This window comes from Solwaraspora sp. WMMD792 (assembly GCF_029626105.1).
Lineage (GTDB): Bacteria > Actinomycetota > Actinomycetes > Mycobacteriales > Micromonosporaceae > Micromonospora_E.
In genome coordinates, this window is sequence record NZ_JARUBH010000009.1 from 3,128,924 (window position 1) to 3,149,514 (window position 20,591).

Annotated in this window: 20 protein-coding genes; 11 read left to right on the forward strand and 9 right to left on the reverse strand. The window is 67.7% G+C overall.

The window, feature by feature from the left end; translation table 11 throughout:
* Positions 1–191 precede the first annotated feature (191 nt).
* Genes O7629_RS15155 through O7629_RS15165 form a run of 3 tightly spaced genes read left to right on the forward strand, consistent with a single transcriptional unit; the run spans position 192 to position 2,694 of the window.
* Positions 192–329, forward strand: coding sequence for a hypothetical protein (locus O7629_RS15155; protein WP_278169906.1), 138 nt, complete (start codon positions 192–194; stop codon positions 327–329).
* Positions 326–2,566, forward strand: coding sequence for a peptidase domain-containing ABC transporter (locus O7629_RS15160; protein WP_278169908.1), 2,241 nt, complete (start codon positions 326–328; stop codon positions 2,564–2,566). The genes O7629_RS15155 and O7629_RS15160 overlap by 4 nt, the downstream gene beginning before the upstream one ends.
* Before the next feature lie 5 nt (positions 2,567–2,571).
* Entirely contained in the window at positions 2,572–2,694 is a 123-nt protein-coding gene (locus O7629_RS15165) for a hypothetical protein (RefSeq protein WP_278169909.1), read from the forward strand.
* A 98-nt stretch (positions 2,695–2,792) separates the two neighbouring features.
* On the opposite strand, the gene O7629_RS15170 is transcribed toward O7629_RS15165, so the two are convergent.
* The gene (locus tag O7629_RS15170) at positions 2,793–3,104 is read right to left on the reverse strand and encodes a metalloregulator ArsR/SmtB family transcription factor (RefSeq protein ID WP_278174541.1); all 312 of its coding nucleotides are present in this window, start codon (positions 3,102–3,104) and stop codon (positions 2,793–2,795) included.
* A 697-nt stretch (positions 3,105–3,801) separates the two neighbouring features.
* Here O7629_RS15170 and O7629_RS15175 point away from each other — a divergent pair.
* From O7629_RS15175 to phnD (O7629_RS15195), 5 genes are all read left to right on the forward strand, one after another.
* Positions 3,802–4,785, forward strand: a complete 984-nt coding sequence (locus O7629_RS15175) for a hypothetical protein (RefSeq protein ID WP_278169910.1) — start codon at positions 3,802–3,804, stop codon at positions 4,783–4,785.
* 197 nt (positions 4,786–4,982) lie between these two features.
* The gene (gene phnD, locus O7629_RS15180) at positions 4,983–5,900 is read left to right on the forward strand and encodes a phosphate/phosphite/phosphonate ABC transporter substrate-binding protein (protein WP_278169912.1); all 918 of its coding nucleotides are present in this window, start codon (positions 4,983–4,985) and stop codon (positions 5,898–5,900) included.
* A gap of 11 nt (positions 5,901–5,911) precedes the next feature.
* A complete protein-coding gene (phnE, locus tag O7629_RS15185) occupies positions 5,912–7,636 on the forward strand; it encodes a phosphonate ABC transporter, permease protein PhnE (protein ID WP_278169914.1) in 1,725 nt (574 codons plus the stop codon).
* Positions 7,633–8,502, forward strand: a complete 870-nt coding sequence (gene phnC, locus O7629_RS15190; protein ID WP_278169915.1) for a phosphonate ABC transporter ATP-binding protein — start codon at positions 7,633–7,635, stop codon at positions 8,500–8,502. Before phnE ends, phnC begins: the two co-directional genes overlap by 4 nt.
* A gap of 23 nt (positions 8,503–8,525) precedes the next feature.
* Positions 8,526–9,467: a phosphate/phosphite/phosphonate ABC transporter substrate-binding protein gene (phnD, locus tag O7629_RS15195; protein ID WP_278169917.1), complete on the forward strand. Its 942-nt coding sequence runs from the start codon at positions 8,526–8,528 to the stop codon at positions 9,465–9,467.
* 35 nt (positions 9,468–9,502) lie between these two features.
* On the opposite strand, the gene O7629_RS15200 is transcribed toward phnD (O7629_RS15195), so the two are convergent.
* The 5 genes from O7629_RS15200 to O7629_RS15220 all read right to left on the reverse strand — a co-directional run bounded on the left by O7629_RS15200 (position 9,503) and on the right by O7629_RS15220 (position 14,728).
* Positions 9,503–10,663, reverse strand: a complete 1,161-nt coding sequence (locus O7629_RS15200) for a methyltransferase domain-containing protein (protein WP_278169918.1) — start codon at positions 10,661–10,663, stop codon at positions 9,503–9,505.
* The gene (locus O7629_RS15205) at positions 10,660–11,850 is read right to left on the reverse strand and encodes a GTP-binding protein (protein ID WP_278169920.1); all 1,191 of its coding nucleotides are present in this window, start codon (positions 11,848–11,850) and stop codon (positions 10,660–10,662) included. Before O7629_RS15205 ends, O7629_RS15200 begins: the two co-directional genes overlap by 4 nt.
* Positions 11,851–11,874: 24 nt before the next feature.
* Complete coding sequence (arsM, locus tag O7629_RS15210) at positions 11,875–12,759, reverse strand: arsenite methyltransferase (RefSeq protein ID WP_278169921.1); 885 nt, start codon at positions 12,757–12,759, stop codon at positions 11,875–11,877.
* A gap of 29 nt (positions 12,760–12,788) precedes the next feature.
* Entirely contained in the window at positions 12,789–13,580 is a 792-nt protein-coding gene (locus tag O7629_RS15215) for an ArsI/CadI family heavy metal resistance metalloenzyme (RefSeq protein ID WP_278169922.1), read from the reverse strand.
* A 92-nt stretch (positions 13,581–13,672) separates the two neighbouring features.
* Positions 13,673–14,728: an arsenic metallochaperone ArsD family protein gene (locus O7629_RS15220; RefSeq protein ID WP_278169923.1), complete on the reverse strand. Its 1,056-nt coding sequence runs from the start codon at positions 14,726–14,728 to the stop codon at positions 13,673–13,675.
* Between the two features lie 765 nt (positions 14,729–15,493).
* On the opposite strand from O7629_RS15220, the gene O7629_RS15225 reads away from it, so the two are divergent.
* From O7629_RS15225 to O7629_RS15235, 3 genes are all read left to right on the forward strand, one after another.
* On the forward strand, positions 15,494–15,754 hold the full coding sequence (locus tag O7629_RS15225) for a metalloregulator ArsR/SmtB family transcription factor (protein ID WP_278174542.1): 261 nt from the start codon (positions 15,494–15,496) through the stop codon (positions 15,752–15,754).
* Positions 15,755–15,858: 104 nt separating this feature from the next.
* Complete coding sequence (locus O7629_RS15230; protein ID WP_278174543.1) at positions 15,859–16,155, forward strand: metalloregulator ArsR/SmtB family transcription factor; 297 nt, start codon at positions 15,859–15,861, stop codon at positions 16,153–16,155.
* Between the two features lie 316 nt (positions 16,156–16,471).
* Positions 16,472–17,530, forward strand: a complete 1,059-nt coding sequence (locus O7629_RS15235; RefSeq protein ID WP_278169924.1) for an inorganic phosphate transporter — start codon at positions 16,472–16,474, stop codon at positions 17,528–17,530.
* Between the two features lie 52 nt (positions 17,531–17,582).
* Here the strand turns inward: O7629_RS15235 and O7629_RS15240 are convergent, their stop codons facing one another.
* The 3 genes from O7629_RS15240 to O7629_RS15250 form a co-directional block, all read right to left on the reverse strand.
* Positions 17,583–19,619, reverse strand: a complete 2,037-nt coding sequence (locus O7629_RS15240) for a molybdopterin-dependent oxidoreductase (RefSeq protein WP_278169925.1) — start codon at positions 19,617–19,619, stop codon at positions 17,583–17,585.
* Between the two features lie 14 nt (positions 19,620–19,633).
* On the reverse strand, positions 19,634–20,017 hold the full coding sequence (locus O7629_RS15245) for a hypothetical protein (RefSeq protein WP_278169926.1): 384 nt from the start codon (positions 20,015–20,017) through the stop codon (positions 19,634–19,636).
* 160 nt (positions 20,018–20,177) lie between these two features.
* Complete coding sequence (locus tag O7629_RS15250) at positions 20,178–20,528, reverse strand: metalloregulator ArsR/SmtB family transcription factor (protein WP_278169928.1); 351 nt, start codon at positions 20,526–20,528, stop codon at positions 20,178–20,180.
* Positions 20,529–20,591: the final 63 nt, after the last annotated feature.

Sequence of the window (20,591 nt, forward strand, 5' to 3'; positions counted from 1 at the left end):
GCCGCCGTCACGGTTCAGTCGCGGCCGATGGGTGACAGTACTGCCAACCACTGGACGCCCAACGCGGCGAAAGGCAGGCATGAGCGGTTTGGCGACACCACTGGGTCACAACGGACTCTCGCGTCCCCGGCTGTGCTGTTCCGGCGAAGGTGAAGGCGGGTGTGCCGATGTTCGGTGACCACGGTCGACGCATGCTCGACGACCCACGGGCCGAGCTGTTTCCCCGCACCGTGCGGCCCCGGTTCCTCGCGCTGCTGTGGGCCGTGCTGGTCGCGCTCGCCGCCGTGGCCGGCGTGCTTCTCACGACGGTGACCGGACGGTTGCCGTGACCCGGCTCCGGGTGCCGCTGGTGCTGCAGGGCAGCGACACCGAGTGCGCCCCCGCCTGCCTGGCCATGGTCGCGACCGCCCACGGTCACCACCTGTCCCTACGAGAGGCCGCGCAACTGTGTCCCGCCGGACGTGACGGCGCCACCGCCGCCGCCCTGGCCCGGGCTGCCCGCAACGTGGGTCTGACCGTCAGCGCCTACCGGACCGCGCCGGGGCTACTTCCCCGGCTACCGCTACCTGTCGTGGCGCACTGGGGCAGCGACCACTTCGTCGTCGTCGACCGGGTTCGCCGGGGCCGGGTGCACCTGGCCGATCCCGCTCGTGGACGTCGCCGAATCACCATGAACGAGTTCGACGCCGGCCGCGGTCAGGTCCTGCTGGCCGTCAGCCCCGGGCCCGACTTCACCAGCCGGCCACCATCAACCGCACCATTCTGGCGCCGTTACCTACAGGCGCTGTTCCGGTTGCCGGGCAGCAGGCTGGCCGCCGGGCAACTGCTCGCGGTCAGCGCGGTGCTACAACTGCTTGGCTTGGCGTTGCCGCTGCTGGCGGGTGTCGTCGTCGATCGGCTGGCCCCAGCCCCGACCTCATCGGTGCTCACCCTGCTCGGCATCGGTGTGGTCGTGGTCTTCGCCGCTCATCTCGTCAGCAGCTATCTGCGCTCCGCCCTGATCATCTACCTGCAAGGACGCCTCGACACCCATGCGATGGTCAGCTTCAGCGCCCATCTGCTCGCCCTGCCACTGTCCTACTTTCAGCGCCGTAGCGCCGCCGACATCATGTTGCGAGCCTCCAGCATCGGCATCCTGCGCGACGTTCTCACCGCCCAGACCCTGACCGCAGCTCTCGACCTCGCCGTAATCGGGATCTACCTGGCTGTCATGGCCACCATCGACCTGCCGGTCACCGGCGTGGTCACGATCGTCATCGCCGCTCAGGTCGCCCTGCTGGCCGTCACCTTGCCGCTGGCCCGAGACCGGATGTCCGCCGAACTGTCTGCGCAGGCGCAGAGCTACGGTCGGATGACCGAAACGGTCGAGGGCGTCACCACCATCAAGGCCGCCGCGGCTGAGGACCGGGCGCAGGCACGCTGGTCGGAGTTGTTCCTAACCTGGATCCGCACGGTCATCTCCCGCAACCACCTCACCGCAGCCCTCGATACCGCCTCCACCGCACTGCGGACCTTGACACCTCTGCTGGTCCTCTGGCTCGGGGCCACCCGCCTGGCCTCAGGTCAGTTGTCCGCCGGCACCGCGATCGCCCTCACCTGGCTGGCCGCCGCAGTCGTCGTGCCACTCGCGGTCCTGGCAGCGAACGGTCAACGGCTGCAACACGCAGGCGCGCAACTGCAACGCCTCGCCGACGTCTTCGACACGCCGGCGGAGCTCTCCGAAAGCTCGCCGACAAACGTCGCCCCCAACGCCGCGGGCCGTATCGAGCTACGCGACGTCGCCTTCCGCTACGACACCAACAGCCCGCCGGTCCTGCGCGGCATCGACCTCGTCATCGCCCCTGGCAGCCGTGTCGCGATCGTCGGGCCGTCCGGCACGGGCAAGTCCACCCTGGCACTTCTGCTTCTCGGCCTCCATCAGCCGACCGCCGGTACGGTCACCATCGACGGCACCGACCTGACGGCCCTCGACGTGCGTGCGTTGCGCCGACAGGTCGGCACGGTCCTGCAGGAGCCGGCTCTGTTCGCCGGCACCATCAGTGAGAACATCGCTTTCCACGACAGCGCCGTCGGCCACGCCGATATCGAGCGTGCCGCCCGGCTCGCCTGTCTGCACGACGAGATCACCGCGATGCAGCTCGGCTACCGTACCCGACTGACCGAACGGGGCGGCGGCCTGTCGGGCGGGCAACGGCAGCGGCTCGCCATCGCCCGCGCGTTGGTGCGGCGGCCCCGGCTGCTGCTGCTCGACGAGGCCACCAGCCACCTCGACGCCGTCACCGAGGCCGCCATCCATCGCAACCTCGCCACCCTGGACTGTAGCCAGATCATCATCGCGCACCGGCTCAGCACCGTCCGCGACGCTGACCTCATCGTCGTTCTGGATCAAGGCAAGGTGAGCGAGCAGGGCAGCCACACTGATCTCCTCGACCGTGCTGGCCGCTACGCCGATCTGGTCGCCGCGCAGCTGGGTGAGCCACCATCCGCCGTCACCGCCGCTCCATCGCCCACCGACCCCGGCGGCGCGACGGCACGGATCCGCCCACGAGCAGCGGGAAGGAGGTGACAACTATGGAGACCAGCGACGAGACTGACGTGGAGGTCATCGAGGTCAGCGACGAGGAGCTCGAGACCGTCGCCGGCGGCCTCATCGAGCCGCCATGCGCATGCGTCGGCGCCTGCGACGCCCGGTAAGGGGCACCGTCCGGTAGACGGCCCACCTGGGGCCGTCTACCGGATCGCCGGTGGAACGACAGGCTCAGCCAGCACTCGCGCGCGGATCGCCGCAGGCTCTAGACGTCGGTCGACGGCTCGATACTGAGCAGGGTCGCGAGCTGGCGCACGATGCCCGGCCGGGCCCGGTAGTAGACCCAGGTCCGTCGACGCTCGGCCGTAACGAGGCCGGCCTCACGCAGGGTCTTGAGGTGGTGGGAGATCGTCGGCCCGGACAGGTCGAACGCCGGAGTGAGGTCGCAGACGCAGATCTCGCCGCCGGGCGCGGAGGCGATCATCGACATCAGCCGCAGCCGCACTGGATCACCGAGCGCCTTGAAGGCCGGTGCGAGTATCACGGCGGTCTCGGCGGGTATCGACCGTTCACTCATCGGCACGCAGCAGGGCGCACCCGCACCGACGTCTGCCGGGCCGAGCCAACCAGACTGCTTAGACACGTATCTATGTTGACAGAAGTCAGTGCAATCGCCAACACGGGTTGCCGACGGCCACACAGCCCGGGATGGGAAAACCACTGCCGCGACCGCCGCTGGCGACCACGGGAGGTTCGCTGCAACAAGCGCCGCCCTACCCTGTCGCCGACCCGCAGCGGATCCCTCAGGTCGCTGCCTACCTGACGTGAAATTAGGGTATTCAATGCCGAATCCGGATTTCGCGCTATTCGAGCCCGAGGCAGCGATGGCGGCGCAGGTGGCGATGGCGCTTGGGTGACGCCATGCCGCCACCGGGTCAACGATCACGAGCGCAGCGACGAGCCGGACCGGACTCGAGCAGACGCACTCGTGTCGGATCGCCGACTGTCGACCCAAGGCAGGGCGCGACCACCGAGTGCCACGTCGCGACACCGCCCGATATATCAGAACATAGCCGGCAGTCAATCAGCTCTCTCCCGTTCAGATCTTTTATATACGCACCCGGAGCAGCTAACCAAAACGGGTCACTGAAGGCGGCCTCTTGCCCGGCTTCACGCGCACCGATAGCATCGCAGATGCCATTGAAATCAGTAACTTTTGATGATGGCGATGATCTTGAGTTGATTGTGGGTAGTGGGAGACGGGGAGGCCGGCCATGCCTTTCGATCGAGCGGCTCTCGAGCCGGAGCTGGAGTACCTCGTGCGCCGCCAGCTCCTCTCCCGACGCGAGCCCGACCAACTGCTGATACTCCTCGACCGAGGGTTCGACTTCACCGAGGCCGTGTCCAGCGCCGAGTCCATCCACATCCACGTCAAGCTCGACGATCTCTCTGACCTGCCGCATCATGAACTGCACGCCAGGGGCCAGTTGGAACGATGGAAGGCCCCCGGTTACGTGAAGTACCGGCTGCCTGGCGACATGAACGTCATCTTTTCGTCCTTCCCCATCGCCCAGGACGACCTGATCAAGGGTGCGGTCACCCTGCCGAGACCCTTCGTCGACCACTTCGGGGTCGACATGCGCACCGAGGACACCCGGACACGGCGCAGGTTCGACGACATTCCGACGGTCGCTGCGCACAACCGATGGCGCAGCGTCCGGCAGGGCGGACCTGGGCGACCCGTCCACGGGGCGCACACCCAGGTGGCCGAGAAGTACTGGGTGTACGGGCCGGGTGGGGCCGAGGACTGGTTGCGGCCGACCGAGTTCGCCTACGGCCAGCTACGCATCGACGAAAATTACCTGGGTTGCGACCACCGGCCCATCGACCCTGCCCATCCGATGGCGACGATGGCGCTGCCGTGGGAGGAGAGCCGTCGCGCGAGCCTCAGCGAGGACATGGCGGGCATAATCGTCTACGTCAAGTCCGACGAGGAAGCACGAGCCGCCCAGGCGATCTTCGACCAACTCGACGAACCACCGCAGGACCGGCTTCGGATCCGCCTGCTGTCCAACGATCGTCCGGACGAGTTCCCGGACGTCGTCGTGGCCCTCTGGCGGCTCAAGGAGTCCTGCCCGCTGCCGTTGACCGTGGTCGACGGATATCCGGTTGTCACCCAGCGGGTCCCGACAAAACCCGAAGCTGTTCGGATCACCACCGAGGAGACCACCGCGCCGGCGCCCGGTGTCTTCCAGTAGATACGGAACGGGCACGTCCGAAGGTGCCACCTGGTCGCTGGGTCCGATCGGTCCGGCTTTCGCGGGCCGGATCGGCCGTCACCGTTGCCCACCACCGCAGAAGCGATCTATCGCAGCAGCGCTACCCGGCCACCACCCGGCATCGCCACGACAAGGGAGATTCCACAGTGCCTACATGGACCACCAGGAGACGGCGGTTGCTGGCCGCCGTAACCGTGACGGCTCTCGCCGCAACCGGCTGCGGCGGCGACTCCGATGAGACGGGCACGGATACGAACGGCTGGCCGGAGAAGATCGTCTTCGCGGCGACGCCGAGTGGTGAGGCCCGCACGTTCGACGACGACTACGGACCCTTCGTCGACGCGCTGTCCCGGGACGTCGGCATCAAGATCGAGACCTTCCAGGCTGCGGACTACGCCGGGGTCATCGAGGGCATGATCGCCGGCACCGTCGACGTCGCGCAGCTCGGCGCGTTCTCCTACGCCCTCGCCGTGCAGAACGGGGCGCGAATCGAGCCGTCCGGTGTCCGTATCCACGCCAAGGGCGACCAGGCCGGCTACGTTATCTACGGCATGGTGCCGTCGTCGAGCGCCATCAGCGGCTTCCCCGACTTCCGCGGCAAGACCGTCTGCTTTCCCGACCCGGCCTCCACCACGACCCTCATCCCGCTGTTCGAGTTCCACAAGGCGGGCATGACCGTCGACAAGGACTTCCGTCGGCTCACCGTACCGGCCGGCGCGACCATCCCCCGCACCGTCAAACGCGGCGACTGCCAAGTCGGCCTCGCCTCTCAGGCCCAACTCGAATCCGCCATCCGGCAGGGCGATGTCGGGCCGGACGACCTCGAGGTCGTCTGGGAGGTTCGGGCGCCTGGTTCCCCGCTGGCGACCCGCAGCGAGCTCCCGCAGGACCTGCGGGACAGGATCCGGGAGGCCACCAACCGCATCAACGCCGAGTACCTGGAGCAGCAGGGCTTCTGCTCCGGTGGTGACGCCTGCCTGATCAGCGCCAGCGGCGACTACGGCTACATCCCGATCGACGGCACCTACTACCAGGTGATCTGGGATGCTTGTGAAGCCACCCGGATCGATGCCTGCGGCCCAATCGGCAGCTAGCGGTCCGTTCGATGACCAGCCCGACGGACCGCACCGAACGCCCGGACCGCGCCGCCACCGGTCGTGCGGGGACGACGTCGACAGATGCGGCGATCGACGAGCGCGCGCTGCGGCCGCCGTGGAGCCGCAACCGCATCGTGGGCATCGCGGCGGCCATCGGTGCCGTTCTCGCGATAGTGGTCAGTGCCCGTGAGGTGGGTGTCGATCCGCAACGGCTCGTCGACGGCTGGGCAGACCTGGGCAACCTGCTCGGCCGGATGCTGCCGGTCGAGATACCGCAGCCGTCCCGCGTCGTCGGCCCCATCCTCGACACGCTGATGATGGCGGTCGCCGGCACTGCCCTGGCGCTGCTGCTGTCCCTGCCCCTGTCGTTTCTCGCCGCCGCCAACACGGCCCCGTCCCCCGCCGTGCGAGCCGTCGCACGGGCGATCATCCTCGGCGCCCGGTCGATCCCCGACCTGGTGTACGCCCTGATCTTCGTCCGAGTCCTCGGCGTCGGTGTGCTGCCGGGTGTGCTCGCCGTCGCGATCTATTCCACCGGCATGATCGGGAAGCTGTTTGCCGACGCCATCGAGGAAGTCGACGACGAAATCCACCAGGCCGTGGCGACGGTTGGGGCGACCCGCCTGCAGGCGATCATGACCGGGATCATCCCGCAGGTGCTGCCGTCGTTCGTCTCCACCACTCTGTACCGGCTGGACATGAACGTGGCCGCCTCCGCCGTCCTCGGGTTCGTAGGCGCCGGCGGCATCGGCTTCGAGCTCTACAACACCTTGCGCACCCTCCAGTACCAGCGCGGCCTCGGCCTCGCACTGATCATCATCGCCCTGGTCGTGATCGTCGAACGGATCTCGGCCGCGATCCGGGCCAGCATCCTCGCCCACGAACAGCCCGCCCGGGCACGACCTCGCCCCCGCCGGCCTAGCCAGGCCCGGCCGGCCACTGCCAGGGGTCCACGGCTCAGTCCGCCGTGGACCAGGGACCGGCTGGCCCGACAGATCGCCGTGGTGACGGCCGCCGGGCTGGCCATGGTCAGCTTCGCAGGCCTCGGCATCAGTCCCGGCGCGCTGCTACGGGCCATTCCCGAGCTCGTCGCGAGCGTCGGAACGTTCCTGCCTCCGGACTTCGCCTCCGTCCGGGAAGACCTGGGACCAGCGATCGTGGAGACGCTCACCATCGCCGTATGCGCCACCGCGTTGGCGACGGCACTGAGTCTGCCGATCGCGTTCCTCGCCGCCCGTACCGTTGCGCCACATCCCGCCGTCTATCACGCTGCCCGCCTGGTCATCGTCCTGTCCCGAGGTCTGCCGCCGCTGGTCCTCGCACTGATCTTCGTCTCCGCGTTCGGCCTCGGACCGTTCGCCGGCGTGATCGCGCTCGGCCTGGGATCGATCGGTCTGACCGCGAAGCTGATGGCCGATGCGATCGAGCATCTCGACCCGGGGCCGCGGGCCGCGCTCCGGTCGGTCGGTGCGACCCGGCTCCAGCAGGCGGCTGCCGGCGTCGTGCCACAGGTCGCGCCGTCCTTCGTGGCCACGACGCTGTTCACCCTGGACAGCACGATCCGATCGTCGACGATCGTCGGGATCGTCGGTGCCGGCGGTATCGGGTTCATCACCTACCAGTCCGTGCACACGCTGCAGTTCCGCACCACCGCCGCAGTGCTGATCGTCATTTTCGGCACCGTTTTCATCGTCGAGCGCTTCTCCGACATGATCAGAAAGAGGATTCTGTGAAACGGCCGACAGCTGCATCGCCTGACCGCCAGCCGGCGCCGGCTGTCCGCGTCGCCCACCTTACGAAGCGATTCGGCGACCACACCGCCCTCGACGACGTCTCCTTCGACCTGCCCAGCGGGCAGTTCCTCGCCGTCATCGGCCTGTCCGGATCGGGAAAGTCGACCCTGCTCCGGCTGCTCAACGGACTGCACACACCCAGCGACGGCACGGTCGAGGTGCTCGGCGTCGATGTGGTGCGCGCCCGCGCCCGCGCGATCCGTCACCTGCGCTGCCAGGTCGGCTTCATCTTTCAGCAGTTCAACCTGGTCGGCCGGCTCAGCTGCATGGAGAATGTCCTGTCCGGGGCACTCGGCGGACTGCGCGGCCCGCGGCTCGGCGTGTCGACCTACTCCAAGGCGCTACGCCGTACCGCCCTCGACCACCTCGACCGGGTCGGTCTCGGCCACAAGGCATTCCAACGCGCCGACACCCTCTCCGGTGGGGAACAGCAGCGGGTCGCGATTGCGAGGAGCCTCATGCAGCGACCGCAACTGCTGCTTGCCGACGAACCTGTCGCCTCCCTCGACCCGGAGTCGTCCGGCCAGGTGATGGACGTCCTACGCCGCATCTGCGTCGAGGAACACCTCACCGTCATCTGCAGCCTGCACCAGGTCGACATGGCACTCGGTTGGGCACACCGGGTCATCGGCCTGTGCGCAGGCAGCACCGTGCTGGACCGGCCGACCGGGGACCTGACCCGACAGCAGCTGATGCAGGTCTACCAACGTGACGGCGTGCCCGTCACGTTGGAGGCTCCGGACGGCGACGAGCCGGACGACGACCTCGCCGACCTCTCCCCCACCCCACAACGGCTGGTCCCCTAGAGCATCAACGAGGAGAGCTCATCATGAAACAGAATCGGCGGATCGCGACGGCTGCGATCGCCCTTGTGCTGGGGGCCGCCACCAGCGGCTGCGGCGCCGGCGACGGTGACGGTGGTGGCCGATCGCAGACGGGCTGGCCGGACAAGATCGTGTTCGCGGCCGTACCGGCCGGTGAAGCGAGCACTTTCAAGGACCACTACGGACTGTTCATCAGGGCCCTGTCCGAGGAGGTCGGCATCGAGGTCGAGACGTTCCAGGCCGCCGACTACGCGGGAGTCATCGAGGCCCTCATCGCCGGCAGCGTCGACATGGCGCAGCTCGGTGCGTTCTCCTACGCCCTCGCTGTGCAGAACGGGGCAGAGATCGAGCCGACCGGGCTGCTGCAGCACCGCAAGGGCGACCAACCGGGCTACGTCGTCCTCGGGGTGACCAGAGCATCGAGCACGCTGTCGTCGGTGGAGGACTTCCGTGGCAGGACCGTCTGCTTCCCGGACCCGGCGTCGACCTCCACGCTGCTGCCGCTGTTCGAGTTCTCCAAGGCCGGCCTCGCCCCTGACCGGGACTTCAAACGCCTCGTCGTACCAGCTGGCAACACCATCCCGCGCGCGGTCAAACGGGGTGACTGCGAAATCGGGCTGGTCGCAGACGCTCAACTGGAAAACGCCATCCGGACCGGTGACGTCACCGAGGGCGAGCTGAAGTCGTTCTGGCAGGTCCGGGCACCACACTCGCCGGTGGTCACCCGATCCGCGCTGCCCGACGACCTACGAGCCAAGATCCGCACCGCCACGCTGAAGATCAATTCGGAGTATCTGGAGGGACGCGGCTGGTGCACGGGCGACGCCTGTCTGGTCAGCTCCAACCGTGACTACGGCTACCTGCCAGTGGAGCACTCCTATTACCAAATCATCTGGGACGCGTGCGAGGCGACCCGCATCGAGGCATGCGGACCGATCGGCAGCTGATGTCGGAGGTCGCCCTATCTGACACCGCGCGCCGGTCAGCAGCCACACCCACCACCTGGCTGGGCGCAACTGGCCGGTTCGGAAACGGGCCGGTACCGGGTTCGCCCAGCGGCGGCGCTGGGACCGGCCCCCGGAGCCGTACCTGTTGGCAGCGCAGCTTCCGATGGCGACGACGTCGAATCGACCGGCTCGGCTTCCAGGATGAAGGTGTGCTCCGCGAACGGGCCGGCGAGAATCGACCGGAGGTCCTCCGCATCGATCGGTACGACTCGGCCTCGGATCATCTGCAGGCCGGAATCGATCGTAACGGCGGCGAACGGACCCCGGTAGACGACGGCGTGTCCTGTCAATGCGTTCTCGCGGCTCGGCGGCTTGTAAGCAGCGACGGTGACACTGCGAAACTCGACCTCGCCGACCGTTTCCCAGGGACGGGTCTCGCGTTTGAGAATCGTCAGTCCGGTCAGTCCGGCCTGGTTGAACCCGTCGAGGAAGCGCTCCTCCTGCAGTGCGCCGCTGTAGCAGCCCGACCATAGCTGCGGATCGGCTCGCATTGCGGTCGGCACGTCGATGTCGCTGACGATGTCGCTGATCACCGCCCGGCCACCCGGCCGCAGTACGCGGGCGATCTCAGCGAACATGTCCTGCTTGCGCTGTGGCGCCACCAGGTTGAGTACGCAGTTGGAGATGACGACGTCGATACTGCCGTCGGGGACAAGCGGCGAGTCGCGGCGCAGCCGGCCGGCCAGCTCGTCGAGTCGGACGAGATCGTCGTGGGAGCGGACCGGGTGGCGGTCCAGGTGGCGGTCGAGGAACTCGAGGTCGAGCGCAAGGTCCTCGATCCGGGCTTTGGCAAAGGTGACGTTGCCGTATCCGAGTCGCCGGGTCACCTCGGGCTGCGCTCGCCGGGCCACGGCGAGCATGTCGTCATTGAGGTCGACGCCGATGACGGCACCGGAGGGGCCGACGATCTGCGCGGCGATGAAACAGACCTTGCCGGCCCCGCTGCCGAGGTCCAGGGCGCGTTCTCCTGGTTGTAGATAGCTGACCGGGTCGCCGCATCCGTAGTCCTTCTCCAGCACGTCGGCCGGAATGGCCTTGAGGTACTGGGGGTCGTAGTCGACCGGGCAGCACAGACCCGGCTCTACGACCTCTGCGGCGGCGCTGTATCGCTGCTGGACGGCACGGTCGATACTCACGGTGCTACCCGACCTTTCCCGGACCCGTGACGGGTCGACGACGACAACGGCGCAGGGGGCAGATGGTGCCACTGGCCGGTGGTGTCACCGGCGAGCATGCGGTGCGTCGGACGCGGCTGCCCCGGCTTGAACGAGCGCTGACCGGCCGGGGTGGACCGTACGTCCTGGTCCTGGTCCGCCACAGCCGTCGAGGCGTCGGCGAGGCGTTCGAGCTGTTCCGGTTCGCAGGCGACCCGGGCGTTGAGGACCAGCCGCCCTCCGCTGCTGGTCGTGGCACCCGCGAGGTCGACGACGCCGGACTGACTGCTGTCGATGAGGCTGGCTTTCGTCAACAGGCCGGAGGCGGTGTCCTGGAACATCAGCTTCACATGGCCGATCAGGTGTGCCTTGTCTCGGCTCGCGCGGGCCATCGCCGTCAGAAACGTCCGGGCCCATGCGGCCGGATCGAACGGACCGCGCACCGCCTGCAGGTCAAGGGTCCGGTCGAGCCAGGCGAGCCGGGCCTCGGCTGTTCCGTACCGCTGGTAGTCGAGGTCGAGGTTCCCGTCGTCGGCGGTATGCCGTCCGGCCCACGCGTCGAGCAACCGGGTGAGATGGCCGGTGGCGGCCGAGTAGGTGACCACTTCCGCACGCGGGAACCGGCGCGTGAGCGACTCGACGACCAGCTGGATCTCGTCGGCTGCCAGTAGATCGGCCTTGTTGACGCCGATCACGGCGGCGTCCTCGAGTTGCTTCCGATACAGGTACGCGATGTCAGTGCCGTCGTCTCCTCGGTCCAGGTCGGGCAGCATGCGCAGGTAGCGGATCGGATCGACGACGGTGGTCATCGGGGCGGTGACGAACTCGTCGCCGTGCAGTGCGGTCAACGGGCGGACGACGGTGGCGGTCAGGTCGGTGCAGCTGCCGACGGATTCGGCGATGATGACGTCGGGGCTGGTGCGGTGAATCAGCTGCGACATGACGGCAAGCAGATCCTCGAACCGGCAGCAGAAGCAGCCGCCTGTGACCTCACCGACGTCGGCCGACCCGTTGGCGGCGAAGGCGGTGTCGACCAGGTCGACGCCCTGGTCGTTGGTGATCACGGCGACCCGTTGGCCGGCGGCCCGCAGCTGATCGGCCGCCACGGTCATCGTGGTCGTCTTGCCCGCGCCGAGAAACCCACTCAGCACAACGAACTTGGTACTCATCGGCTCTCCCGGTTGCAGGCGTGGTCAGGACTTTTCGGCACGGACGATCGCGCTCGCGAATCGGGCCAGGATCTGCTCGACGACCGGTGTGGGTTCCAGCGCCGCGTACTCTGGTAGCCCGCTCGGGAACAGATCGGTGGCGTCGTGCTGGCGCAGGATGTCGATCCGCGCTTCGGTGAAGCCCTGGTCACGCAGCAGCCGCAGATACTCGTCGTCACTGAGCGCGCCGCCGACGCAGCTGCCCCACGCGTACAGGTCGGCGCGCAGCGCGTCGGCGAACGGGGACCCGGCCGGCAGACCACCCTGGATCACGACGTCGGCGACAGCGAGCCGCCCGCCGGGTCGCAGCACCCGCCAGGTCTCGGCGACGACCTTCCGCTTGTCGACCGCAAGGTTGATCACGCAGTTGGAGATGACCACGTCGACGCTGGCGTCGGGCATCGGCAGGTTGGCGATGTCGCCCTTGAGGAACGACACGTTGCCGACTCCGGCAGCGGCGGCGTTCTGCCAGGCAAGTCCGAGCATCTCGTCTGTCATGTCGATGCCGTACACCTGGCCGGCCTCGCCGACCCGCCGGGCAGCGAGGATCGCATCGAGGCCGCCGCCGGAGCCGAGGTCGAGTACGACGTCGCCGGGGCGCAGCGCCGCGACGGCGGTCGGATTCGCGCAGCCGAGACGGGCCAGCGCCGCGCGCAGCGGCACCTCGTCCATCTCGTCGAGGGCGTAGATGTCGGCGGAGAACTCATTGACGCCGACGGTCGGGGTGTCTCCACAGCAGCTGGAGTCGGTGCCGCAGCAGGAGGCCGCAGCGCTGGCACCCAGGTCCACCGCAGCGGCGGCGCGGCCGCCGTACCGTTTCCGGATCGTCTCCTGGATCGTGTCCGCGGTGTGCGGCGTGGTGCTGGTCATCGGCATTCCCTGTTCGCCTGGTCGGGGGCTCACGCCGAAACCGGCATCTTCGACGACACGCCGACGCTCACCCGACTGGGCGCGATCTCGGCGTAGCAGGCGCAGTCCGGTCCACAGCCCTCGTCGGCGTCGGCCTCGGTGACGACGTAGACCTCCCAACGGTTCCCGTCGGGGTCGCCTACCCACACTTTGGTCTGCACCGCGTAGCAGCAGGGGGTGGCGACCTCCTCGTCGGTGAGGAACCCGGCGGCAGCGAACCGCTCCTTCATCGCCATCACGATGTCGGTGCTCTTGACCTGCACACCGAGGTGGTTGACGGCGCCCCCGGAGGCGGGTTTGCGGTCCGGGTTGAACGAAATCACCAGGGGTGGCTCCGCGACCTCGAACTTGGCGTAGTCGGCGAGGTGCTTCGTCGGCGGTTGGCCGAAGAAGACCTGGTAGAACTTGACGCTCTCCTCGAGGTTGTTGACGAACATGCTGATGTGCATCCGGCTGGCGGTGGCGAACTCGACCGCCGAGTCGGCGCGATCGACGAGGCCGGCCGCAGCCTCGACGCCGTCAGTGATGTACCCGGTCAGTTGATCGACGGTCGGCAGCTCACCGGAGAGCACCGGCTTGCCGTCGACGACGGTGAGCGGCATGGTGCCCGACCGCTTGATCCGCATTACCTGCAGGACGACCGCCGGAACCCCGTCGAGGGTCGAGCCGTACAGGTTCGTGGCGACGAGTGTAACGGTGTCGGGAACGTCGGGTACCGCGTCCAACGTCTGCTGAGCGGTGAGTTGGTCGTCGTCGCTGCTGACGAACACTTCGATCTTCATGGGCTGTTCCTGTCTCCTATGACGTCGAGTGATGCTGATTCGAATTCGACGGGCGGACGTGGTGGCTGCGGCTGGCGATCGGGCGAGGGTGGTCAGCAGCAGGCGTCGGTGGTGCAGCAGGCGTCAGCGGCGCTCGCCGGGCGGCGCAGCGGCGCCGACGCATGGTCGGGGTCGTCGATGAGCTCCGCTGCGGCGTCCGGCGTAGGCAGCCAGCCCTGTGTCCGGACCTTTCCGTCGACCACCAGCGCGGGCAGGCACCGCGAGCCCTCGGTCTGCAAGGCCAGGAACAACGCCGGCGGCAGGGGAACCATCCCGGTCGGCTTGGCCATGTCGAACGCCTTGATGTCGGCCGAGGGGTACCGCTCCTGCAACACGTCGAGAAGCGGCTGCGACGGTGTGGTGTTGCAGGAGCACTCCTCGAAGACGTAGATCTTCACCGGAGTCGACACCGGCCGGGTCGCGACGGCGGTCACGGCCGGCGCCGCAGACGGTCCACAGTCCGCAAGCAACTCACCCGCCTTGGCGGCGAGCGGGTGTGCCGGGTCGATCGGCCGGTAGTCGCAGCCCAGGTACTCGTCGGACGAGTGCAGGTCCCCGAACGCGAACTCGATCGGCCGACGAGATCCCTGCGCCCCTTCCGGCGGGTAGACCCAGTGCTTCGGCCCCATCATCGTGTGGCAGCAGCGCACCGGTCCGGCCTGGTAGACGTGCCGCCATCCGGCACTGCTCGCGGCGTCCGGGATCGCATCGAAGATCCGTTGCGTCGCCGCGTTCTCCTCGCGCAGGTCCACCCCGAGATGGTCGACGTATGGCTTCACCGGTGGGGCCGCGCCGGGGATGAACTCGTCCTGGGCAGTCGGCTCGGAGGCGAAGATGACGTTGAGGCCGCTAGGGAAGGAGAACTTCCGCTCCTGGGCGGAGTTGGAGGTCTCCTGGCATGCGTCCGCCAGCCGCTGTCCCACCGGCAGGTTCGCCACGTCGTCTGCGTTGACGTGCACATGAATTGACTCGGCATTGTCCATCGCCTGAGCGAATGGGAAGGCATCGCTGATCACCTCGAGGACCTGCTCGGCCTCTTGTGCGGCGAGCAGACCGGCTTCGGTGAACAGGCGAAGATCGTTTTGAACCGTGGAGACGTTGAAGGCCATACCGATACCTCCTGGCGGATGATAGATGTACAAGATCGGGGTATCCGAATGCCGCCGGAATAGGCGCAGCCGAGGGGTGGCCGCAGAGCTGACAAGCCACCCGTCGACTTTCATCATCGTCTAACCAGCCCTCACCCATGTCAAGGACGATCCACCCACCCAATCTAAGATCGACATGCGTCACGCGCATCGGCGCACACCGCTTCAGCTGGCACTTCCCCGCTATCGCCGAGATCGCTATATGCCGAAAATGATCAGCAAGGATGTTTCACGATGTGAACAAACAAGCACACCATCGCATGCCACTCACACGGTTGACCGCAGTGATTAACGTTGGGAAGACTGGCGGCCAGGACCCCAACCTACCGCCTCGATCATCTTTCTGCATCGCATTGATCAAAGCTGCTCCTCGTCGCACGACTCCATCGAGAAGCGGCCCGCCCGCCTGCCCGCGGCATGTCCTGTCGCGCCAGCGAGCCGATTCTTGCGACACGGATCCGGCGAACAGTGCCCGGTCCAAAGTCCACGGCGTCGCAACCGTCATCGACCGTGGAGCCCAACGACGACGGGAGCTTCCTCATGCCGCGACCGGGTGAGCCGGAATCGAATTCGGCCGACACGCCCACCGAGGCGAGTCTCCTGTCGAAGACCCATCCGCACGGTGGAGGTCGGCATGGCCGGAGCCGTCGCTCCCGCAAGGCATTCCACCCGGCTCACCTCGTCGGCGGTGATCTCGACGGCCCTCGGCACCAAGTGATCGCCGCGATGTGCAGGGCGCTCGGGGACCCGGCCCGGCTAAGGATGCTCACCACGATGGCGACCCGCGGTCAGGTTTGCGTATGCGATCTCGTCAGCGCCTCCGACCTGAGCGGACCCACCGTCTCCTACCACTTGAAGGTGTTGCGCGAGGCAGGTCTGGTCAACTGCCAGCGTCGTGGTACCTGGGTGTACTACTGGCTCGTACCGACAGCGGTTGACCAGCTGGCCCAATGCCTCGCCGCCGTCTCGGCCCGCAGCGCTCGATAATCAGGAGACTCCCTGCCCTTGCGGTTTGTTGCAGTCACAGGCGACGATGGAGCGTGGCCAAGCAGAGTTCCGCTCCGCCGATCCCGATCTCCCGCTGGTCTCCCCTGCTGTCCGAGCCGATCGCCCCCGACGACGCGGTGGATTACGCGCAGGTGTTCAAGGCCCTCAGCGACCCGGTGAGGCTACGGCTGTTCTCGTTGATCGCCTCTCGCGATGGCGGTGAGGTGTGTGTCTGTGAGCTGACCAAGCAGTTCGAGGTCACCGGGCCCACCATTTCCCACCACCTGAAAGTGCTCCGCGAGACCGGCCTGGTGGGTTCACAGCGACGCGGCACCTGGGTCTACTACTGGGTCTATCCACAGACCCTCACCCGGCTCGGCCGGGTTTTTTCGCCGGCCTGACGAACGCCCCACCGCTGCCACAGCCCGTCTGGCACTCCGGATGGCCCCAGCCGTACGCCTGTCATCCAGCACCACGACACAGTGCTGCCCTTTTGCGACGGATCTGGACGAACCCAACATTCGCCGCGCAGCCCACACGACGCCGGCCGCCCCCTACACCGAATCCCACACCCGCCAGTCTTCAATTTTTTCGATACACGCAGGTCTGTCGCGTGCCCCAACCCGACAGACAAACGAAAGGTGAATTGTTTATTGACAGACGGTGAACCGCGCTACAAACTTGAGCAAAGACCTGCGCCGAACACAGGGGGCGGAAATGACGGTTGCCATCCTTGTCACGCTGCTCTTCCTCGCCGCCGCCAACGGCGCAAACGATGTCTCCAAAGGCGTTTCCACCCTGGCTGGAGCCGGTGTTACCGCATACCGGACCGCCGTTGCCTGGGGCGCTGTCACCACGCTCTTCGGCGCCCTGCTCTCGATCGAAGTCGGACGAAGCATGGGGAAATTGTTTTCCAAAGGAATCGTCGACGGAGCACCAACGGCGGCCTTCGCCCTCGCGGTCCTCGTCGGCGCCACCAGCTGGGTGGCGTTCGCGAGTCTCGCCAGGCTCCCGGTGTCCACCACGCAGGCGATCATCGGCGCGCTGGTCGGTGCCGGGCTCGTACTGGCACCGACCAGCGTGCAGTGGTCCGGCGTGCTGCAACGATTCGTGCTGCCGCTACTGCTGAGTATCGTCGTCGCGTACGGCATCTCAGCCGCACTCGCCATCGGCGTGCAGCTCATCCGACGCCGCCGCGCCGCCGGCAACCCCGAGATCGTCACCGTGGGCGCGTCACCCATCGGCGGAAAAGGAACGTCGGCCAAGGAACGGCAGGCCGGGCAGTCCACCGACGGCGCTGGCGACCACCCGAACCGGGCCAGGCTCATCACGGTCCTACACTGGGTCTCCAGTGGAGCAACGGGATGCGCCCGAGGACTCAACGACACTCCGAAGATCGCCGCCGTCGGTGGATTTGCGCTGCTGCCAGCGGGATTCTCCGCCACGTCGGTGAGTCTGATGGTCGCCACCGCCATGGCGGTTGGCTCGCTGTTCGGCATCCGAGTGGCCCGCACCCTCGGCGAAAGGGTCGTCCGGATGAGTCACACCGAAGGCTTCACCGCCAACGCGACGACTGCCTGCCTGGTCGGAGCCGGCGCCGTCCTCGCCCTGCCGATGTCCACCACCCAGGTCTCCACCGGAGCAATCGTCGGCTCCGCCGGCGGGCAACTCAGCCGGATCTCCGGCAGGACCCTCCGGGACTTCGCGATCGCCTGGACGGCCACGCCCGTCTGTGCCGGACTGGTGGCCGCCGTCGTCCTCGGCTTCGCCGCCTGACCCGGCAGCTGTCAGTGCCCCGTCCTGCTGCCCTCGCCGTGAGGCCCCGTGGTCAACCCACGAGGTCGACCTCGACGAAGGTGTGGTGGAACGCCGCACCTCCCGCGTCCGTGAGGGTGTCGTCGGTCAGCAGGTTGGCCGGGCCTGCTGGGCGCCCGGCACTGGTCGTTGTCCCTCGGCCGAACTCGGTTGCGACGACCCCGGGTCGCACCCGCCGGCCGACCCGAGCCACGAGGTGGATCTCTCCTCGGTCGTTGTGCACCCGCACCACGCTGTTGTCGCCGATACCGCGCCGGGCAGCGTCGTCCGGGTGGATGTCCAGCCAGAACCTGCCGCCTCTGGTGGCGCGGGAAGTCTCCGCGTACGTCGAATTCATTGAATGCAGCGCCTTGACGGTCAGCAGTTGCAGTGGCCGTGTCGGAGAGCCATGGGGCGCGGGGCCGCCGTCGAGATCAGCCGCGACCCTCGCCACCGGGGAAAGCCTGGCCTTGCGGTCGGGAGTCGGGAAACCGTCGGCGAATGGCAGGTACGGCACCGGAAGGGCCAGCCGCTGCCAGCCGGTGGCGCGCAGTTCGTCCTCGTTGATGCCGGCCAGCCATGGATGGTCGCTGTCGACAGCGGTCGTGATCAGGTCAGCGTCGGTGTCGCCAAAACAGCGTTCGGTGAAGCCCATGCGGGCGGCGAGAGAGCGGAACAGGTCGGTGACGCTGATGGCGTCGCCGGGTGGGGTGAGCGCGGGGGTGTTGAGCATGAGGTCGGTGTGCCCCCACGACCACATGAGGTCGAGGTGTTCGGGCTGGGCGGTAGCCGGAATCACGATGTCGGCGAACCGGGCGGTGTCGGTGAGCACGTGGTCGTGCACGACGGTGAACAGGTCCTCGCGGCCGAGGCCGGCCTGGACGAGACCTGCCGAAGGCACGGTGACTGCCGGATTGCTGCCGTGCACGAACAGAGCGCGGACAGGTGGGTCCTGGTCCGGGTCGGTGAGCAGGTGGCCGAGCCGCACCATGTTGATCCGTCTCCGGGGGCCGGCCGCCAGGTGCGGCATCTTCAGTCCGGCCATGTTGAGTGCGCTCATGAAGTGGGCGGCGGTGTGGAAGGAGAGGCCACCGCCGTGGTGTGCCCAAGCGCCGGTGAGTACCGGAAGGCCGGCGATCGCCGTGTAGGCGGCAGCGCCACCGGGATGGTGCTCCATGCCGATCATGAGGCGGATGAGGGCGGGTCTCGCCCCGGCGTAGGCGCGGGCCAGGTCGACGACCTCGGCGGCAGGGATGCCGACGATTCCCGCGACGTGTTCCGGGGTGAATCGCTCGAGGCACACGACGAGCTCGTCGAGGCCGGTGGCGTGGGCACCGAGCCAGTCCCGGTCGGTGTGCCCGTCACCGACGATGACGTGTGCGATGCCCAGAGCCAGAACCGCGTCGGTTCCAGGGCGGGGCTGTACGTGCCAGTCGGCGGCGGCTGCCGTCCGGGTACGGACCGGATCGATGACGACGATCCGTCCGCCGTTCGCCCGGGCGGCAAGCACCGCGGGCCAGAGGTGCTGGTTGGTGACGACCGGGTTGGCTCCCCAGACCAACACCAGTTGGGCGTGTCGGGCGTCCTCGGGCAGTACGCCGTTGGTGCTGCCGTTGACTGCGGAGACGCCAGCGCCTGCGGTGGCTCCGCAGATGGTGTGCAGGACTTCGGTGGCACCGAGCCGGGCGAAGAACCGTTCGCTCATCGACTTGGACTGCAGCAGCCCCTGGGTGCCCTCGTAGCTGAACGGGACGATGGCGGCGGGCCCGTCGGTGTCGGCGGTCTCGCGGAGCCGGTCGGCGATCTCGTCAAGAGCCTGGTCGAGGCCGATCTCGATGAAGCGTCCCTGCCCCTTGCGGCCGACGCGGCGCAGTGCCCGGGTCAGTCTGTCGGGGTGGTAGACGCGGTCGTCGAGGTAGCCGGCCAGCTTCCCGCACAACCGCCCGGCGGTCAGCGGGTGGGTGCTGGATCCCCGGAGCGACACCGCCACGCCCGTCCCGTCGACGGTGACCTCCCAGCCGCAGCGGTCGGGGCAGTCGTGTGGACAGGCGCCCCGCACCGTACGCGACATCGCGTCGCCTCCGCTCAGGTCGTGCTCGGGAGCAGGTCCGGTGCGTGTCCTACGGTCTTGCCGGTGGTGAAGCGGACGAGTTCGTCGAATGTCGGCAGCCGGCGGGCGACCACCGCGTTGCCGTCGACCACGGTCAGCGGCAGTGGCCAGCCGCCGGTGTGGGCCGCGACGTCGCTGACGATTCGCGGGTGATTGGCCGGCGCGCCTTCGGTGAGCTGGCGGGTGCGCAGTCGGCAGCAGTCCGGCGGATTGTCGAGTCGGTCGAATACCTCGGTGACCTCGCGACTCTCGGCCTCGTCACGGACGTAGACGATGAGGCCCTTGCTCTCGTCCTGCGGAGCGCCGCCGCAGGTGGACGAGGCGGGTACTTGCGGCAGGGTGATCCGGTCGGCCGACATGCTCGTACTCCCCCTGTGCGCACAGCCACCTAACGACATATCCCGACATCATCAGGAGCTGCTGATGATAGAAACAAGCGCCAGGCTAACGGCGGGACCATCACGCGAGCAAGACTCGGGTAGTGACCGGGACCGATGACTGAGTGTCGGATTTCCGCGGTCAGGAGGCCGACGGCGGACAGGCGCAGTCCGGGTCAGTGGGGCTGACCATCGAGGTCAGGCACTGCGCGAGACAGGCCAGTGGGTCAATCTGGATCTCGTAGACGTTGCTGCGCCCGCGCGGGTTGCAGGTGACGACGCCCTGGTCACGCAACGTGCGGAGGTGATGACTGACCAGGGCCTGGTTATGCCCGAGGGCTTCCTGGAGCTCCTTGACGGTACGGGGGCGTGCCGCCAGGAGGAGGGTGATCTCGAGCCGGACCGGGTCGCCCAAAGCCTTGAACACCGGAGCCCACTGCTCCGCCGTCTCCGACGGGGAGTCCAGTGGTGCGACCTGCAGCGACTGCGCCATGGGACCATTCAACCAGATCCGACCGACAGCTAACAACAGTGTTTGTTGATGATATTGGTCTGC

Excerpts from the sequence above, each read along its gene's own strand:
- O7629_RS15205 (WP_278169920.1), bottom strand. The coding sequence starts at position 11,850 with ATGAGTACCAAGTTCGTTGTGCTGAGTGGGTTTCTCGGCGCGGGCAAG.
- O7629_RS15215 (WP_278169922.1), bottom strand. The coding sequence starts at position 13,580 with ATGAAGATCGAAGTGTTCGTCAGCAGCGACGACGACCAACTCACCGCT.
- O7629_RS15175 (WP_278169910.1), top strand. The coding sequence starts at position 3,802 with ATGCCTTTCGATCGAGCGGCTCTCGAGCCGGAGCTGGAGTACCTCGTG.
- O7629_RS15235 (WP_278169924.1), top strand. The coding sequence starts at position 16,472 with ATGACGGTTGCCATCCTTGTCACGCTGCTCTTCCTCGCCGCCGCCAAC.
- O7629_RS15165 (WP_278169909.1), top strand. The coding sequence starts at position 2,572 with ATGGAGACCAGCGACGAGACTGACGTGGAGGTCATCGAGGTCAGCGAC.
- phnE (WP_278169914.1), top strand. The coding sequence starts at position 5,912 with ATGACCAGCCCGACGGACCGCACCGAACGCCCGGACCGCGCCGCCACC.
- O7629_RS15250 (WP_278169928.1), bottom strand. The coding sequence starts at position 20,528 with ATGGCGCAGTCGCTGCAGGTCGCACCACTGGACTCCCCGTCGGAGACG.
- O7629_RS15170 (WP_278174541.1), bottom strand. The coding sequence starts at position 3,104 with ATGAGTGAACGGTCGATACCCGCCGAGACCGCCGTGATACTCGCACCG.
- O7629_RS15155 (WP_278169906.1), top strand. The coding sequence starts at position 192 with ATGCTCGACGACCCACGGGCCGAGCTGTTTCCCCGCACCGTGCGGCCC.
- O7629_RS15225 (WP_278174542.1), top strand. The coding sequence starts at position 15,494 with ATGTGCAGGGCGCTCGGGGACCCGGCCCGGCTAAGGATGCTCACCACG.
- phnD (WP_278169917.1), top strand. The coding sequence starts at position 8,526 with ATGAAACAGAATCGGCGGATCGCGACGGCTGCGATCGCCCTTGTGCTG.
- O7629_RS15240 (WP_278169925.1), bottom strand. The coding sequence starts at position 19,619 with ATGTCGCGTACGGTGCGGGGCGCCTGTCCACACGACTGCCCCGACCGC.
- O7629_RS15245 (WP_278169926.1), bottom strand. The coding sequence starts at position 20,017 with ATGTCGGCCGACCGGATCACCCTGCCGCAAGTACCCGCCTCGTCCACC.
- arsM (WP_278169921.1), bottom strand. The coding sequence starts at position 12,759 with ATGACCAGCACCACGCCGCACACCGCGGACACGATCCAGGAGACGATC.
- O7629_RS15220 (WP_278169923.1), bottom strand. The coding sequence starts at position 14,728 with ATGGCCTTCAACGTCTCCACGGTTCAAAACGATCTTCGCCTGTTCACC.